18 protein-coding genes are annotated in these 16312 nt (G+C 38.7%); 6 read left to right on the top strand and 12 right to left on the bottom strand.

The window, feature by feature from the left end; genetic code table 11:
• Positions 1-4 precede the first annotated feature (4 nt).
• The 3 genes from WH188_RS07660 to WH188_RS07650 form a co-directional block, all read right to left on the bottom strand.
• Positions 5-1480, bottom strand: a complete 1476-nt coding sequence (locus WH188_RS07660; RefSeq protein ID WP_339423688.1) for a xylulokinase — start codon at positions 1478-1480, stop codon at positions 5-7.
• A 514-nt stretch (positions 1481-1994) separates the two neighbouring features.
• Entirely contained in the window at positions 1995-4382 is a 2388-nt protein-coding gene (locus tag WH188_RS07655) for a glycoside hydrolase family 95 protein (protein WP_339423687.1), read from the bottom strand.
• A 17-nt stretch (positions 4383-4399) separates the two neighbouring features.
• Positions 4400-5242, bottom strand: coding sequence for a sugar phosphate isomerase/epimerase family protein (locus WH188_RS07650; protein ID WP_339423686.1), 843 nt, complete (start codon positions 5240-5242; stop codon positions 4400-4402).
• Between the two features lie 357 nt (positions 5243-5599).
• On the opposite strand from WH188_RS07650, the gene WH188_RS07645 reads away from it, so the two are divergent.
• From WH188_RS07645 to WH188_RS07635, 3 genes are all read left to right on the top strand, one after another.
• The gene (locus WH188_RS07645; protein WP_132770774.1) at positions 5600-5881 is read left to right on the top strand and encodes a hypothetical protein; all 282 of its coding nucleotides are present in this window, start codon (positions 5600-5602) and stop codon (positions 5879-5881) included.
• A 279-nt stretch (positions 5882-6160) separates the two neighbouring features.
• Positions 6161-6745, top strand: coding sequence for a zeta toxin family protein (locus WH188_RS07640; RefSeq protein ID WP_339423685.1), 585 nt, complete (start codon positions 6161-6163; stop codon positions 6743-6745).
• Entirely contained in the window at positions 6732-6908 is a 177-nt protein-coding gene (locus WH188_RS07635; protein WP_339423684.1) for a hypothetical protein, read from the top strand. The genes WH188_RS07640 and WH188_RS07635 overlap by 14 nt, the downstream gene beginning before the upstream one ends.
• Positions 6909-6989: 81 nt before the next feature.
• Here the strand turns inward: WH188_RS07635 and WH188_RS07630 are convergent, their stop codons facing one another.
• The 7 genes from WH188_RS07630 to WH188_RS07600 all read right to left on the bottom strand — a co-directional run bounded on the left by WH188_RS07630 (position 6990) and on the right by WH188_RS07600 (position 11496).
• On the bottom strand, positions 6990-7157 hold the full coding sequence (locus WH188_RS07630) for a hypothetical protein (protein WP_339423683.1): 168 nt from the start codon (positions 7155-7157) through the stop codon (positions 6990-6992).
• The gene (locus WH188_RS07625; RefSeq protein WP_339423682.1) at positions 7144-7368 is read right to left on the bottom strand and encodes a hypothetical protein; all 225 of its coding nucleotides are present in this window, start codon (positions 7366-7368) and stop codon (positions 7144-7146) included. Before WH188_RS07625 ends, WH188_RS07630 begins: the two co-directional genes overlap by 14 nt.
• 183 nt (positions 7369-7551) lie before the next feature.
• Positions 7552-8052 (bottom strand): DUF5675 family protein, encoded by a 501-nt coding sequence (locus WH188_RS07620; RefSeq protein WP_339423681.1) that lies wholly within the window; start codon positions 8050-8052, stop codon positions 7552-7554.
• A complete protein-coding gene (locus WH188_RS07615) occupies positions 8000-8551 on the bottom strand; it encodes a DUF6266 family protein (RefSeq protein ID WP_183916842.1) in 552 nt (183 codons plus the stop codon). The genes WH188_RS07620 and WH188_RS07615 overlap by 53 nt, the downstream gene beginning before the upstream one ends.
• A 74-nt stretch (positions 8552-8625) precedes the next feature.
• The gene (locus WH188_RS07610) at positions 8626-9270 is read right to left on the bottom strand and encodes a DUF6266 family protein (protein ID WP_339423680.1); all 645 of its coding nucleotides are present in this window, start codon (positions 9268-9270) and stop codon (positions 8626-8628) included.
• Positions 9271-9716: 446 nt separating this feature from the next.
• Positions 9717-10139: a hypothetical protein gene (locus WH188_RS07605; RefSeq protein ID WP_339423679.1), complete on the bottom strand. Its 423-nt coding sequence runs from the start codon at positions 10137-10139 to the stop codon at positions 9717-9719.
• A 70-nt stretch (positions 10140-10209) separates the two neighbouring features.
• Positions 10210-11496 (bottom strand): hypothetical protein, encoded by a 1287-nt coding sequence (locus tag WH188_RS07600; RefSeq protein ID WP_339423678.1) that lies wholly within the window; start codon positions 11494-11496, stop codon positions 10210-10212.
• A gap of 276 nt (positions 11497-11772) precedes the next feature.
• On the opposite strand from WH188_RS07600, the gene WH188_RS07595 reads away from it, so the two are divergent.
• The 3 genes from WH188_RS07595 (at position 11773) to WH188_RS07585 (ending at position 13601) form a co-directional block, all read left to right on the top strand.
• Positions 11773-12162, top strand: a complete 390-nt coding sequence (locus WH188_RS07595; protein WP_183916849.1) for a hypothetical protein — start codon at positions 11773-11775, stop codon at positions 12160-12162.
• Positions 12163-12336: 174 nt separating this feature from the next.
• Positions 12337-12915, top strand: coding sequence for a Crp/Fnr family transcriptional regulator (locus tag WH188_RS07590; RefSeq protein WP_339423677.1), 579 nt, complete (start codon positions 12337-12339; stop codon positions 12913-12915).
• 458 nt (positions 12916-13373) lie between these two features.
• On the top strand, positions 13374-13601 hold the full coding sequence (locus WH188_RS07585) for a hypothetical protein (RefSeq protein ID WP_183916853.1): 228 nt from the start codon (positions 13374-13376) through the stop codon (positions 13599-13601).
• A gap of 72 nt (positions 13602-13673) precedes the next feature.
• On the opposite strand, the gene WH188_RS07580 is transcribed toward WH188_RS07585, so the two are convergent.
• Positions 13674-14927, bottom strand: coding sequence for a TlpA family protein disulfide reductase (locus WH188_RS07580; protein ID WP_339423676.1), 1254 nt, complete (start codon positions 14925-14927; stop codon positions 13674-13676).
• Positions 14928-14944: 17 nt separating this feature from the next.
• Complete coding sequence (locus tag WH188_RS07575; protein ID WP_183916857.1) at positions 14945-16303, bottom strand: RagB/SusD family nutrient uptake outer membrane protein; 1359 nt, start codon at positions 16301-16303, stop codon at positions 14945-14947.
• Between the last annotated feature and the right edge of the window lie 9 nt (positions 16304-16312).

Raw genomic sequence — 16312 nt, 5'->3', positions numbered from 1 at the left:
TAATTTATAGTTTGTCTTCTAATAATTGTTTCCATTTACCATATACTTCCTCATATTGCGAAGTATGTTCTGGTTCGATTGTTTTGTATTTTCGAAGCCCCTTAAAAGCTTCTTGTCGATCCGCAAATATGCCTATACCCAAACCGGCCCCTAAAGCAGCTCCAACACTACCATCATTATCATATAGCTCTACGGGTGTGTTTGTTACCCCTGCAAATGCTTCTTGAAAAACAGGACTCAAAAACATATTGGCATGACCGGCTTTAATGACTTGCGGTGTGATCCCATTTTCCCTTAAGAGATCTAATCCATAGCGGAAGGAAAATGCTATTCCTTCTTGTGATGCCCTCCAAAGATGAGCCGTGCCATGTCTGAGGAAATCTAAATTTTGGATATGTGCTCCTATTGTTTTGTTATTCAACATCCGCTCGGCACCATTTCCAAAAGGCAGAATATTTACCCCTTCAGATCCAATTGGTATACGTGAAGCTTTCGCATTCATACTTTCATAATCATTTCCATTACCAGTGACCTGACTGATCCAGCTATTTTGTATCCCTGTCCCATTGATGCACAATAGCACACCCAATCGTTCCATACCAGGTGCATAATTAACATGTGCAAAAGTATTTACTCGAGATTGGGGATCATGTACCCTTTGATCCGTAACGGCATAGATAACACCAGAGGTACCTGCAGTGGCAGCAACTTCTCCCGGCTCAAAAACATTCAAGGATAATGCATTGTTGGGTTGATCACCGGACTTATAACAAACCACTGCTTGCGGTGATAATCCCAGTTCATTTGCTACATCCGAACGAAGCGATCCATAATCTGAAAATACGGGCTGTACCTTAGGCACCAATTCGCGATCAATACCATAAAAAGTTAGTAATGTATCTGAAATTTGCTGTTGTTCAAAATCCCATAGAATTCCTTCTGATATCGAACTCACATTTGTATTGATTTCACCAGTTAAACGCATGCTAAGATAATCTCCAGGCAGCATAAACTTGTCTATTTTTTCATAAACCTTCGGTTCATGTTGCTTCACCCATGCTAATTTTGAAGCTGTAAAATTACCTGGTGAATTAAGATGACTGTTCAAAAAACCCTTTCCCTCTAGTGCAGAAAATGCATTTTGACCTATATTTACAGCACGACTGTCGCACCAGATAATGGCATTACGTAGGGCGCGTTGCTCTTTACCTACCACTACTAGCCCATGCATCTGATAAGCGATACCGATAGCCTTAATATCCAAAGGGTCGTATAATCCAGATGCATTTGCTTTTTTAATGGCCAATTGTGTATTTGTCCACCACAGATTAGGGTCCTGCTCTGCCCAACCACCCTGTAGGGATATAATTTCTGCTTCCGTTTCAGGAAAATGACAAGAGATAATTTTCTTATTTGTAACTGCATCAATAACAGAAACTTTGATCGAAGATGTACCTAGATCTATTCCTAATAATAACATATTTATTCAAAATTATTTTTATATACCATTTCATCTTAACCTGGTCAATTAAACATTCGTACAGAATCAAGTAAATTAATATACCTCTCCAACGCTAGTCGTTTCTTTCTATCGTATTTTTTAAATTAAATGGCCTCTTTATTAATTTATGCTACTTCTATTTGAAGATTAAATTACTGAGGATATAATTTGGATCTGGTATGTTAGTTTAGAATCGTATAATACTGTGTTTCTATCCCTTGACCAATATTATTGGTTTTCTACGTATCGCATTTATGCAACTCATTTCTAACCTATAAATTTCAACAAATCAACTTTCGTTTAGAAGCTATATATTAACTTATTCTGACGCTATTTTAGCTTCTTTCGGAAACAACTAAAAAGGATTACTACAGTTCTTACCATACGACTCTATCCCTTTCACTAAATGCATTAAAGTTTCATCTTGTCTAATCATAAGTCAAATCTGTTAATATATCAAAAGGTTTTCCACAATCGGTAAAACCGGTTTAAATTACAATTGAACAATCAGCGGTTTATTCGCAGTTACTTTCATTGTTTTTACTTTATTATTGTAGCGTACTGTTACCTTTTTAGTCTCTTTGGCATATATGGTAGCTGAGGTCACTCCATTTTCCCACTTCATATCCACCACCAGTCCGTTACGTGCCTGCAATCCTTTCATTTCACCAGTTGTCCAAGTCGGTGGCAATGCCGGCAATAGATGAATCTCCTGATTATGGCTCTGAATTAGCATCTCTGCTATACCCGCAGTACCTCCAAAATTACCGTCTATCTGAAACGGAGGATGCGTGTTGAACAGATTATTTAATGTTGTTTTAGCTAGGAGCTCCTGCACATTTTTTCCAGCCTCATCCCCATCCAGTAAACGTGCGTAAAAATTGATCATCCAAGCTCGACTCCATCCCGTATAGCTTCCCATACGGTTGCCTTCATTCTCATTATAAAAACGACGACGGGCTATCGTTCTGCGTGCAGCTTCAAAAATTTCAGGGTCATTTGCATTAATTGATTTCCCGGGATATAAACCAAAAAGATGCGAAATATGTCGGTGCCCCGGTTCAACCTCTTCATAGTCCTCTATCCATTCCTGAATCGTGTTATAGCGTGGACTAATTTTAACCGGAGGTAGTTTTTTCATTGCAGCTTTCAAGCGATCAGAAAAATCAGATTTTTGACCTAAAATTGTTTCTGCTTCCACACATGCTTGAAATAATTCATTGATGATCTGTACATCCATGGTGGCACCATACGTTAACATAAACTGCTTTCCATCAGCCATGCGATATTGATTTTCAGGGGAATTCGAAGGAGCTGTCACCAAATTCCCATTTTTATCTACTACCAGGTAGTCCAACATAAACTGCGCTGCTTCCTGCATTGACGGGTAAGCCTCTTTCTTCAAGTATTCTTTATCCTTTGTAAACAAATAATGATCCCATTGATGTAGTACCAGCCATGAAGCTGCGATAGGAAAAGTACCCCATCCAACACCATCCGTTATCGCGGTACGTCCGAATAAATCCGTGAGGTGGTTCATTGTCCATCCCGAAGCATTGTATGTTTTCCGGGCGGTTACACGGCCGGGTTCACGTAAAGCCGAAATAAAGTTTGAAAAAGGCACCACCGTTTCCGAAAGGTTGCACACCTCTGCTGGCCAATAATTCATCTGGATATTGATATTGGTATGAAAATCAGAACTCCATGGCGCATTCATATCCTTATTCCAGATACCCTGCAGATTAGCAGGAAGTACACCTGGCGCACGGGATGACCCCATCAATAGATAGCGTCCATATTGAAAATATAGACTAATCAGAGACAAATCCAGTTGACCGTCTTTCACCATTTTTAGACGTTCATTGGTGGGCAACAGAGAGGGGGTACCCATATTAAAAACCACGCGGTCAAATAATTTACGATGATCCATTACATGACGTTTCTCAGCCTCGTCAAAGGGTAAATTTTTAACCTTATCGATGATTTCCTGACAACGTAAAAATGGATCGATCGTACGGTCATAATTTAATATCGAGAAATTATAGTCGGTCGCAGCGGTAAAATAGAACAACACCTCATCGGCATCTTTCACAAAAAATGAATTGGCTGTCGCCGCTAGGCTACCTCCTTTGTTTACGCCTCGCATCAAACCTGCAAACTTCATATGTAGACCTGGTTCACTCGCATCTTTCTGTGGCAGATCTGCAATCTGTCCCTGTATGCGCAGTTCCTTTTCACTCTGTGGCATCGCAGTAGCATCCTGCTCCCTGCCGTACGATAAACGGAAAGTAAGTTTACCCGGTTTATCTGCCGTCAAGCGGATGACGATCACATTGTCAGGAGCCGATACAAAAACTTCTCTTTTATACTGTACCCCATTCAATTGATAGTGGACAGTTGCAATACCACTTTGAATATCCAATTCACGTCGATAACCAGTAATCTGTTCAGGTTTAGACCGTTCGTTCGCAAAATCAATCTGTAATTCTCCAAAAGACTGGTAAGAGCGTATTCTTAACGGGTCACTTTTTAGGTATTTTTCGGATAGCGCAGCAGCTTTTTCAATTTCACCAGCGATCAATAACGCTTGTATTTCTGGCAATTTTGCAGCAGCATCCGCATTTGCATCTTGTTTGGTACCTGCCCATAAACTTTCCTCATTAAGCTGTATCGTCTCTTTATTATAATCTCCAAATACCATAGCACCCAAACGGCCATTTCCGACAGGCAATGCTTCATTCCAGTTTTTAGCAGGTTCTTTATACCATAAAACATGATCCTGATGTTGCGCCCTTACATCCACAACAATCATAAAGAAAAGCAAGAAGGATAGCCATACTTTCACTGATGTAAAATATGGGATTAACTTAGTTGAAAACATATAATTTATTCTAAAGATCAAACAGCACAAACACCTCTAAAATATCCCGTTGACTCGGCCAAACCTGCCAAAGGATTCTCCATATCTTTTTCATGTTCCAAGCTACACTTACCGCTATAGTTCACCTTACGCAATGCTTTTATAAATAAAGGAATATGAATGACTCCACGACCAAGCTCACAGGTAGTCCCTTCCGCAGTTGCTGAAGTGATATTTTTGAGGTGTATATCAAATATTCTTTTGTGATATTGTTGTAAATCTTTGATCGCATCCTGTCCATCCCGCGTATCATGTCCCATATCAAAACACATCCCCAGGTTAGCATCTAAATCTTTGATCAGATTATAAATCACCGTAGCATTCGGATACAATTTATCTTCAGGACCATGATTATGAATCGCAAATCGGATCCCTGTTTCCTTTGTCTTATTGGATAGATAGGTCAAATCTTCTTTATTCGGAATACCGATGATTAAATTAACTCCTACACGTTTAGCATAATCGAAAGCATCGTCGATTGCTTTTACCGAAGTGGTGTAAATCGGACCTACAGCATAACCCTTAACACCAGATTTGTTTAGCTTTTCATGAAAATTACTAATTTCGGCTGCTGTACTCTTAAAAGGAAGATGAAAATCTTTGATGCATAGGTATTTAATATCCATCCGCTTCATCATACTTAAAGACTCGTCTAACTTAAAATTGACAAAACTATAACCTGCAACTCCCAAATGGAAGCCATCTTCTTTTCCTTTTTTTACTAAAGTAGTTGCTTGTGCCTCCAATTGAAATGTACTGGCTAAGGCTAATCCAGATATTCCCAAAAATCCCTTTTGGAGAAATGCTCTTCTTGCGTTCATAATAATCTCGGTATTACTCGAATGGTTTAATTGATAGTGGTCATACCTGCTGTCGACCTAGTTTTAAAGATATTAATTTAACGCTAAATAACCGATAAATCACAATAATTTTACGCTCCAAAAAAGTATAATAGCGTTACAACGTTTCATATAACACTTACCTAACATTTGCTTATTTAACTTAATTTCAGTATCTTACATAAATGTGATTAAAAACTGAGATTACGCTACGTCCTCGTTCATTGATAACGACATCTCTCCTTCTATCTTTCTGGCTTTAGGCAGATCGTCTGCACTTAGCGATTCCTGCTCTTCGTAGTGAGCGGCATCAACTATTTTTTCATTTTTATATTCAGTATGAAACAAAACATTATGGTCATCTATCCGAAGAAGACCTCTACTCCGGTCCATGTTCATTATAGCATTACGCAACAAGGAAATTTTAAAACTATCACTTGCGCAGTACCCGGTATCGAGGAGATTCCAACCTGGCTGGAACTACGCAAATTTGAACTTGTTGCAATGAAATATAACGGCAATTTTGAACTTCTATTTGAACATAGGAAGTATGAAAAAAATATGGATACTGTACTCTTTATGGACAAAGTATTTGAAAGCATCATCGCTGTTTCAAACTAACTTTGGATATCAAAACTTTTCTTATGCACAAAAAAAGAAATAACCTCGAGTAGGTTACTTCTTTTTTTTACGTAAAAACTGCTACAAAATAATCATGTCCAACAAAGAAATATTATTCGTATGATAAAAAACATCTCAATATGCTACCAAAGTGCAAAAAAACACTTAAAAGAGTGTGGCTTACCTCATACATGCAATTTAAAATGAGATTTCTGTTAAAAAATATATTCAGCTCCAGAAATTAATGTAATGATATTATAAATTTGTATTTTTGTTTAAATGCGGGATAAAAAGCTTTACATAATTGCAGGTTGTAACGGAGCTGGGAAGACTACAGCTTCTTTTACTATTTTACCTGAAATCTTAGAATGTAAAGAATTTATCAATGCTGACGAAATTGCTAAAGGTTTGTCTCCTTTTCAACCTGAAAAAGTAGCCTTTGAAGCAGATAGAATCATGTTAAAAAGAATAGACGAATTATTTTTAGAAAATGAAAACTTTGCATTTGAAACAACATTAGCGACAAAAAGTTACAGAAATAGAATAATTAAAGCAAAAGAGCAAGGGTATCGCGTTACTTTGTTATTTTTTTGGTTACAGAGTATAGATCTTGCTAAAGAACGTGTAAGAACTAGAGTTTTAGAAGGAGGTCATCATATTGATACAGATGTTATTGCCAGAAGATATATGAATGGCATTAAAAATCTTTTTAATATATACTTACCAATCGTTGACGGAGCTTTAATATTTGATAATTCGGAAGGAAAACATGAGCTATTAGCTGAAAAAAAAACTGACCAATTATTAAACATAATAAAAGAGAATAAATTTAATCTATTAAAAAGCTATTATGACAACGATTGACATTCAAGAAGAAGAGAAAATCAAAATCCTCAAAGGGCTCGAAAAAGTATATGAAAAACTGATCGAATTCAAGAAAAACAAAAATAGTGAATTAGTGGTATTACGGAAAAACAAAATCGTGAAGATTAAGCCCAGAAGGGCTAGAAAATCTGATTCTAAATAATGCAGTCTTATGTGTTTTCACATCAGGACATAAAAATGTCAGTAAAGCGGATTTCTCCGATTTACTGACACATAGGTAAAACTATTTCTTCTTCCCGATTTTTCCGATTAATCGACTAGTCACAACACTAATGATCGTTCCTAATGCCGCCATTAGCATGGTTTGGAGCACATCACCGAATGAAACAGAAGCCCAGATGGAACAAAGTGTCCCACCTAAAGCACCCAACCGGATATCATTCAATTTCATCAGGCACCTCCTTTTCTTTATGTGACACGATCTGCTCTGGTGGCGGTGACTCATCCTCTTCTTTATTATCTTTATCATCCAGTACCGTCTCCACTACACCAAGTCCAAGAGCAATGTACTTGATAATATTTAAAGCTTTTCCCGGCAATTTAATCGGTGCCAGCAGCACTACCTGGAGTGCGCGGGTTATTTTTCCAATTATTTTTTTCATTTTTTAAAAAGTTAGAAGGTTAGTAAATAATTAGAAGGTTATGCAGTTAGTAGGTTAGTAAGAAAGTTATAAGTTGAGAGCGTTAGTAGGTTAAATAGTATTCCCCGTCCCCCCATTAATTGTTACTCCGTCACTACTCTACTCATTACGTTACTCCTTTACTAGTCACTTCTTTACTTGTTACTATGTTACTTCGATAAACACTTCCCCTAATACCATTAATTCCACCAGCAAGGCATACAATTTCTTATACGCCGTAACCGACTGCACCAATCGATAATCCCCTCTTTCGAACACATAACCCGTTCCTACGAGCAGACAACCAGCCGTTTCCTTATGCGTATTACCGATATGGAGATAGACGTAGCTGAAACCTGGAATAGCCTTGATTTCGATCATACCTTTGTGCAGTTTCGGAAAACGGTCGTAATAATTACCGTTCATCCCTCCATCACGGTTGAAACCAAGCTTATATCTTCCAGCGGGAATACAGGTACTTCCTGGTATTTTCTTTTCACGGGGGATGTCCTCCAGACCATAGCAGATCAACTGATTATTCAGGTAAATTTCCGACAGGGTACTGTTCTTTCCCTGCTGGATACGGATCACTTTTAAATGCATAACCGTCAGATTAATATTTCCCCAGATACTCACTTCTTGAGACTTTCCGTTTATCCCGGTCATGCAGCATCAAGTAAAGATGCACCTGTTTTCCCTTCAAAACAGAAGGAAGCTCAAGCATCATGCACGCATCCTTTCGGATTACCTGCTGTTCATTAATCGCCGCATTGCCCGCTTCAACATCATAAGCACATAACACCAGCTCATCATCCCAGTTACTGTGATCAGGAAAAAAACGACCCGGTAAATGCCACTTCAACGTAATAAAATCACCTCCCCTTTCCACTTTGTCGAGCAGTACCTGGGCCAAAGTTCCTTCACTTATTTTTGCTTTAGCAGGATCGATCGTAATATCCGGATATTCTCCCGTGAGCGCATTGCATAGATGATGGGACATGGCTCTGCCAAGAGCAGTTTTTCCTTTTTTACGGGTTGCAAATCCAATCTGGATCAAAAGATTGAGCGGATTGAGGAAATACCGAACCACTTTAAAGCCAAGCTGGATGGATTTGATTTTATTAGGTTCGGGCTTCGTTTCTTTTTTATTTGATATTACTAACATAATGACACATTTTTTGAAGATCAGAACCAGGAGAAGCCGTCGCTTCTCCCGATCTGATAAATGAATAAAACTGATTACAATAAATCTATCTCTCCCAGATAGGTGCTACCGGAAACCTTCGTACCTTTACGATCAGCAAAAAAGATCCATACATGACCTTTCGCACCCAGCAGATGGTCCGGTATGGAGATATCAATAGCGCTATCTGCACGCAAAGGTGGTGTCGGCGCCGTCATAAATTCATTCACTGTCGGCTGGTACAGCAGGATGATGACCTGATCATCGGCCTTGGACTGGTACAAAGTACTGAGCGTCGCGTCCCAGGTTACAGACAGCAGACCCAAAGAAGCCGAGGCACCTGTCGTACCACCACCGATAAATGAACCCGCGCTGATCTTGATCTTGCTATAGTCCAGCTCAAAATTTGGATACGTTCCGATCACTGCCTGATCGATATTCTGTTTGAGTGCAACATTGGTCGGCGTCATCCTGTCGGAATTCACCAGACCGAATCCCAGACGTAGAATCGGTGCTATCGGCATTAAGAATTTTGTCATTGCATAAAAGCGTGCCTGCACGATCAATTGTTCTTCTGAGGCTGCTTTTGTCCGCTTTCTGGACAGCCCTTTTATATAGTCGATACCCTTCCAACTGCTGCCTATTATTGAGCCGGTCTTACCGCTAAAACCCCCATTTGCTCCCTGTCTAATTGTTCCCATTTTTCTAATTTTTAAAAGATTTGACCATACGTAAAAGCCTGATGCATACCGGTATATTTCGCTTTACGATGACAAACATAGCATCTAGACATAGGGCTTGTCAAGAGGCTAAGGGAGATTGTCGGTGTTTGTCGGCGTACCGGTATGATATTGTCGGTGTTATGTCGGTGTATCCCATGAGCAGGTTCCGGTCATACGCATCTTCAAAGCAAAAAAACTCAGATCTATTACTAAAAATAAGTACCTCTTACCAACCATAAGGCTACCTGCTGGTAACCTGCTTTTAACAAAAGCTACAACTGCGTCGTATGTGCACCGTCCCTGCGCCGTCCCTGCATCGGGGAAAGGACTGTGCAGGAGCTTTGCAGGAACTTTGCAACAACGATAGAACTTAAAAGCGGGTTAAAAGAAGGTCCGAACAAGGTTAAAAGAAGGTCCGAATAAGATCATGGCAGATGTGTAGGCCTATAGCCCCGATATGCGATGTAAAGCCGTACCACGTCCTGCTTTGAAAACTTGTTCTTTTTCATATTTTTAGCAATCGGACTGATCAGACCCTCCTTTACCTTGCGTTCAAAAGTGCGTTTTGAAATAGCAATAAACGCGGCAGCCTCTCGGGTATCCATCGTGCCGATGAGTCCGGCATATTCATCATTTTGCTGATCTTCCAGCAGCAGCAATACACGGTCAATTTTAGTATGCAGCAATGCTATTGCCGCATCTGGATGAGTAGGAATATTGTAAGAAAATTTTGTACCAACGCATGTTGCATTTGTTGCATAGCTGTTGTAGGACTCCTGCCACGCAGGAGTATTTTCATAAAAAAGCATAAGTAGGTTCGATAAGGGCGACCTACCGCCGAGATCCATAACCGTGCAACGCAGTAAACCTGCGCTGACCGGTCCGATCGATCTGGTTTATAATTGGTTAATTTTCAATTTATGTCAACGGAACAAAAGCGTTCCAACCTTCGTAACTAAGATCAAATCGCGATTTCAAAAACTCCTCTATATATTTATTCTTTACCTTACTTCCTTGTGCACATATTTTTAGCACTTCATTTTGGGTCAGATTTTCTCTTAAAGCCTGTAAGGTCTGGCTTTGTATCTTGATATATCCACCTGTTCTATAGTCCATAAAACACACATGCATCATATTGATATAATGCGCCTTATTGACTTTAACCAACCATTTTAGAAAACCTTTATTTTTCAGGGTACCAATAATTTTAGGACAGTCAATCCGCATTCCATCGGTCAATATGACAACAGCATGATTAGAATGAGACTCTATAGCAAAAATATGGAACAGTATGACACTTTTGAGATCGTTAAAAGATGGCTCAAGCCTAGTTGGGCTTTTAGCATATAAGCTAGCATAAAGATTCTCGAGCAGGATATTATCCAGACCATCACGCTCATTTTCCGCCTCTTCTAGTACCTCCTTAAATAACTGTTTTAAAGGTATTGTATGGAGCAGTTGCTCATCTGCAGTACTGGAAACTTGATGATCAGCAGCAAATTCCGACAGCGCATCTTTAAATAGTCCTTTTACCTGGGTATCATGCCATCTATTTTCCAGTACGGATATTATCTTATCCTCCACAACTTGCGATAGCTTTTCTACAGTATTGTCAATTTGGATATCAGGATGCATCGGTTCACGACTAGCAAGGACACCGGCACCATCAACTCTTTCTTCTATGATTACCTGAATGGGAAGTTCATGCGGAAAATACATGATCAGCAAGTTACGTTCCGGATTTGCATCCAGCCAGACCGTAAAAGATATCATGATGACCAAGTATAACAGAAACCGAGATTTCGCATGCTCCCACAAGATTGCATACATCTGTTCACCATCATACCAGATATACTTAAATACGATCAAAATGCATAGCCCTAATCCAATTGGCAGGATATAAAACAAGACTCTAGCGGTTCCATTCTTCCATACAATCTTAAAATCATTTTCTTGAATGGTACCTTTCCGTTGAATCAGAATACCTACTGCCGTTATAAAAACAATCACTAATGCAGTGAGCAGAAAAAGAGATCCAAATTTAAAAGAAAAAACCGGTAAGGCAGTCCAGGTATAATTATAGGTAATCTTATTGTACAGCAAAGGTAAACAGACAAGAATCAGATAATAAAAATAATATGACCTGAAGTGTCGATATAAGACATTAATATTTAAAATATGCTTATCAAAAAGGTTAATCATCATAACAGGAAAAACATTGTCTAATTAGGTCAACATGCAAGTTAATAAAATTTCATTATTAAACAAAGTCGTCTGTAAGTATAAAATATAGGTCAGAACCTTTTATTTAAATAAATTTCAAGCTCATTTTAGAACTTAAAGGACTTTTTTAGGGTACTTTAATCTCAAATGTCCACTTTAATGGCACGTTTAACTCTCCCTTAGCCTATAAGTAGCTAAGAGTTCTTTTCGCAAAAAGATATATTTCCCAAATTTGAAATTCAACAATTATAACAAACAATGAATATTTTAATCTTTAATCAAGCAGGAGTCAACTATCTGCAAGCGCACATCCTTGGACTTTCAATGACACTATTGCTGATTGAAATGAACGAAATCCGAACTGATTTTGATAGTTGGCTTTACAAATGGTTCAACCTTACGGTAAGTCAGCTATCACAGCTCCAAAATATGGATCCCGCGTTTAAACAAGAATTAGCAAATGCCATCGCCAACAACTATGCTGCGGGCCTAACCGTCAATTTTATTAAAGAAGATAAAGACGAGGCAGAAGTGCCAGACAAAAAAAATATGGTTGTTCATGGATTGGACGAGTGGCAAGATCCCGTAGGGAGTCATTCGACAAATATGCTTATTCTTCCACTCATGATCCGTATACAATACAGCTAAACTGAGCTAGATAAATATCACTTTGCTTGGGGCGGAACCGAGATCCCCGCCCCTCAAGCAATTCCAAAACTCCTTTATAAATTTTAATACGCAATTAACCATTACAAAATAATAAACACTGTGAAAGTAGCCGACAGTTCACAGCATTCCATTTAGACGCCAATAGTATGAATTATGGAAAGAATGAAAAATTTCTTCAGTAAATACCATGAAATGAGTACCGCATCACAAGCATTCCTCAAAGAACATGGCAAGCTCAGTTTTTATAAAAAAGGAAATTATTACAAGATAGCCGGTATTCCGATGTCGACTTGGTGTTTTATTATTGATGGTGTCGTCGCCAAAGAAGTTCTCGAGGCCGATACGACCGTTCGCATAGAACGCATCAGCGGGAAGAACGAATATTTTACGGGGACCAATCATCCCTATAGCGATACCGCAACAGCAGTAGCCATCAAATTTTTGCAACCCACGATTTTATATGAGATCAGCAATACCGATTTCAAGCATGCACTTGTTCAACATCCTGAACTGAGTGTGATCTTCCATATCCTCAAGCAACATAAGGTCAACAGATTGCAGGATATTGTTCATATTCTCAACCTTCCTCCTGCACATCGCGTACACGAGCTATACCTCAAAATGCCTCATATCATGCCTTTGCTCACGATCAAGGAGCGTCGTTCCTTTTTAAATATTTCTTGTAACCGGGATTACTACATCGCTTTACGATACCATATTAAACAAACGTAAATCTTGTAGCAATGCAACAACATCAAGATGTATATTGGTTATAACTTTAATTTAATTAGCTGAAGATAATTGTATGTGCTTCACAAGGGATAACACCTTAAACAATAAAATTTAAATAGGTAGCTATGCTACAAGACAGCGAAGATTATAGACACTAATTTTACTTTAAGAAACATAACGCAAATAATAATCTTGAAAATATAGTTTTACGATTTAAATAAAAAAGAAACATGAAACAAGTTCACAAAGGTATCCAACAATACCGACGCAAATTTACGGTCTTCCCCGCTTAGCGGTACAGACATAAAAAAACAACCAAAAAAGCCGCGTTTAGATGGCATACCGTTTGGTATTCCGCAGCAATTTTAACGTGCAAAAATTATGATAACAATCAATGCGTACTAGGTATACACATTGAAATAATACAAAAAATTTCACTTTATTTATACTTGTCAATTATGGCACTATTTAATTATACGGGCTCAGACCCATCGCAACCGAGTTCTTATACTTTAGCTTCAGGTACACCAAGCTGTCCTGGCGCAACAGAACAGATGTGTACTTTAGAAGCCGCTAATAATGGTAGCGGACAACCTGTGATCACCGATGCATTGAAAAATGAAATGATTAATTCATTACAAAATCAGGTCAATGGCACGCATGTGAAGTTGAAGGAAAGAATATAAATATTGATTTAACATCTGTATTTCCTTAACGCAGAATAGGGTATGAATTTCCATACCCTATTTTGTTTTATATTACTCCACCTCTTCAATTACCAGAACCTCCTGCTCGCCCATTCCAATTTCTGCTACGATACCATAGTTGGCAAGCTGTTCGTTCAACTCATCCAACTTGCTATATTCTCCAAGTTTTATAGTTTCCTTACTTTTAACCATGTCCAACACTGGTGGAAATTTAGCTCCCATATCTAGCATAACCGCAAGAACTGAACTCCCTTGAAATGTCAAACCATTGAGAGGTAATTTACCAGTATATGATTTTACTGGACAAGGCCTAAGTATGAGGCATTCAATATTCTTGATCGTTTTATAGGTACGAATCCCCATTAAGCTATGTAGATCATGTAGTACGATTCTTGCCTGGGCAGAATCATTTCTTGATATAGCATCCAAGCGCTCATAAGAAATTGCATGTTGCACATACCACATAGCCCCAACATTAGCAATATCCCGATAACGATTCGGATCGCCTACTTTCAAGCATAATCGCTCTGATCTGGGTATATAGTCCGATTTTTCTATCTTGGCCCAAATTGCCATAACAGTACTATAGATAGAACTATTATAAAAAGAACTTTTTTGCAAACCGGTTATGCTGTCCTGCTTTATTCTAAAGGATTCGAAAGGAACACCATTTTGATAGCCCAATAACGATACAGCCCCCTTTATTTGCATTTCATTTTGAGCTCCTCTTATAAGATTTCCTTTTCCAAAGTCATCTTTGAGGGGTAGATCAATTGTTCCATTAGCGTATAATTCCATAATATGCTCAGCAGTAATCACCTTATTACTCGCTATTGCCTGCACTTTTCCTTGATACAGGAATACGACATGAGGAACACTTTGATGAGGAAATCGCTCTTTCAAATACACATCCGAATAAATAACAGGTAAATTGACCTTATTTTCTTTGAGAAATTTATTTTTCTCAAAGAACTCCTCCAATGTCGCTTTATCCTGCCAACTAACAGTGATGATCTGCACCCTGTCCTTCAGTTTATCCTGTAGTTGCTGTAATTTAGGCATGGTCTGAATACAAGTGCCACAAAAGGTATCAAAGAAATCCAAGATCACGACCTTATCCGCTAATTTCTGTAGATCGATAACTTTTTCATTGCCGCGCATCTGTTGTACTGCGCTTGGCGCAACAAAAGTATCCCCCACTTTAAGTGCTTTACTCAAATCTATTTTTCTATCAGACTGTGCAGTGACATATAGAGCCGACATCAGTATCACGGACAGCAGTGCTATTATTCTTATATATTTCATGTTGCTTTTTTTTATGATTAGCGAATATTTTGAGGTATTTTTCCATTATTGATCACGATTTCAGGCAGTCTATAGGCATATTTTCGACTATTGGGTTCTAATTGGTAAATCACCCCATACATCTCGCGCTTCAACGTTTTCTGAAACTTCGAATCCAAGTTCAATCTTTTCAGATCAGACCAGCGACGACCGCGAAAGACCAGTTCTTTTTGTCTTTCTGTCAAGATCAGAGGTAATAATAATGTTGGATTACGTTCTGTAACGGCCATATATTTGTTCGGTTCATATCGTTTTTGACCCAAAGTATTCAATGCTGATAGAGCCTCATCAATCTTTCCGATTCGTGCAGCTGCCTCTGCCTTGATCAGATAGACTTCACTTGTAGTAAGCCCTACAAAGAGATTCGCCATCGAATTATCGTAGCTCCCTTTATAGCCATAAGAATGTAAGGGATAAATGTTATCTCGAAAGAAAATACCTTTGCGCAAATCTAACGACGAATAGCTCCGGTAAAGAGTCGAATCAACCAATCCATTATTGAGACTCATTGGCCCTGCAGTTGCCGATATTGCAGAAAAAAGCACTTCCACATTGAATCGATCAATTGGCAAATCCCTATTTTTATCAAGTTCGTTAAAGTCCATCAGTTCGGATTGCAATTGCAAGCAGGAGTCTGCATATAAATAGGCATTTTCATACTTTCCCATTACTAGATATGTCCTTGCCAAACCCGCATAGGCACTCGCACGCGAAGGTCTACCCTTTACTCCTTCTGCAATTGGCAACTTATAAGATGCCTCCTTGTAATCTGTGATGATCTGATCGTAAGTTTTCTGTAACGAAGCGCGGACAGAAGGTTCATCAATACCTGGATTCAAACGTAATGGGATACCCATTTCAGTAACAGCAGTTGCTTCTTGATATGCTGGTGCAAATACTTCTACCAATTGATGGAAAGCAAATGCCCGAAAGAAATGCGCCATCCCCAGTAGGTTCCTGGCTTTAACAGTATTCTCAGCAGTTCCACCAATATGAATGATTTCAATGATTTGATTGGCATTGTATACGGCTTTATAGGGTCTTTGCCATTGTGCGACATCGTCGTAGATGATATCCATCCAGGTGTAAGTATTGCGCTGGTCAAAATCTAACAGACCATCAAATATTTCGGATGTAACATAATATTCATCAGCAGACCATTCCCCATAAATCGGGTACCCTGTGTTCATCGCACTATAATCATTGAGCAATAGCTCGGCGTCTTCCAAACTTTTCGGAACGACCATTTTGATATCCGGCTTGACTTCTAATAAGTCATTGCAGCAACAAAATGATAACATCGCATAGATGCTACAGATATAAATGTATATTTTCATAATTTCGGA

Origin of the sequence: Sphingobacterium sp. MYb388 (assembly GCF_037479535.1) — a bacterium.
Taxonomy (GTDB): domain Bacteria; phylum Bacteroidota; class Bacteroidia; order Sphingobacteriales; family Sphingobacteriaceae; genus Sphingobacterium; species Sphingobacterium anhuiense.
This window is presented reverse-complemented; position numbering and strand designations above follow the sequence as displayed.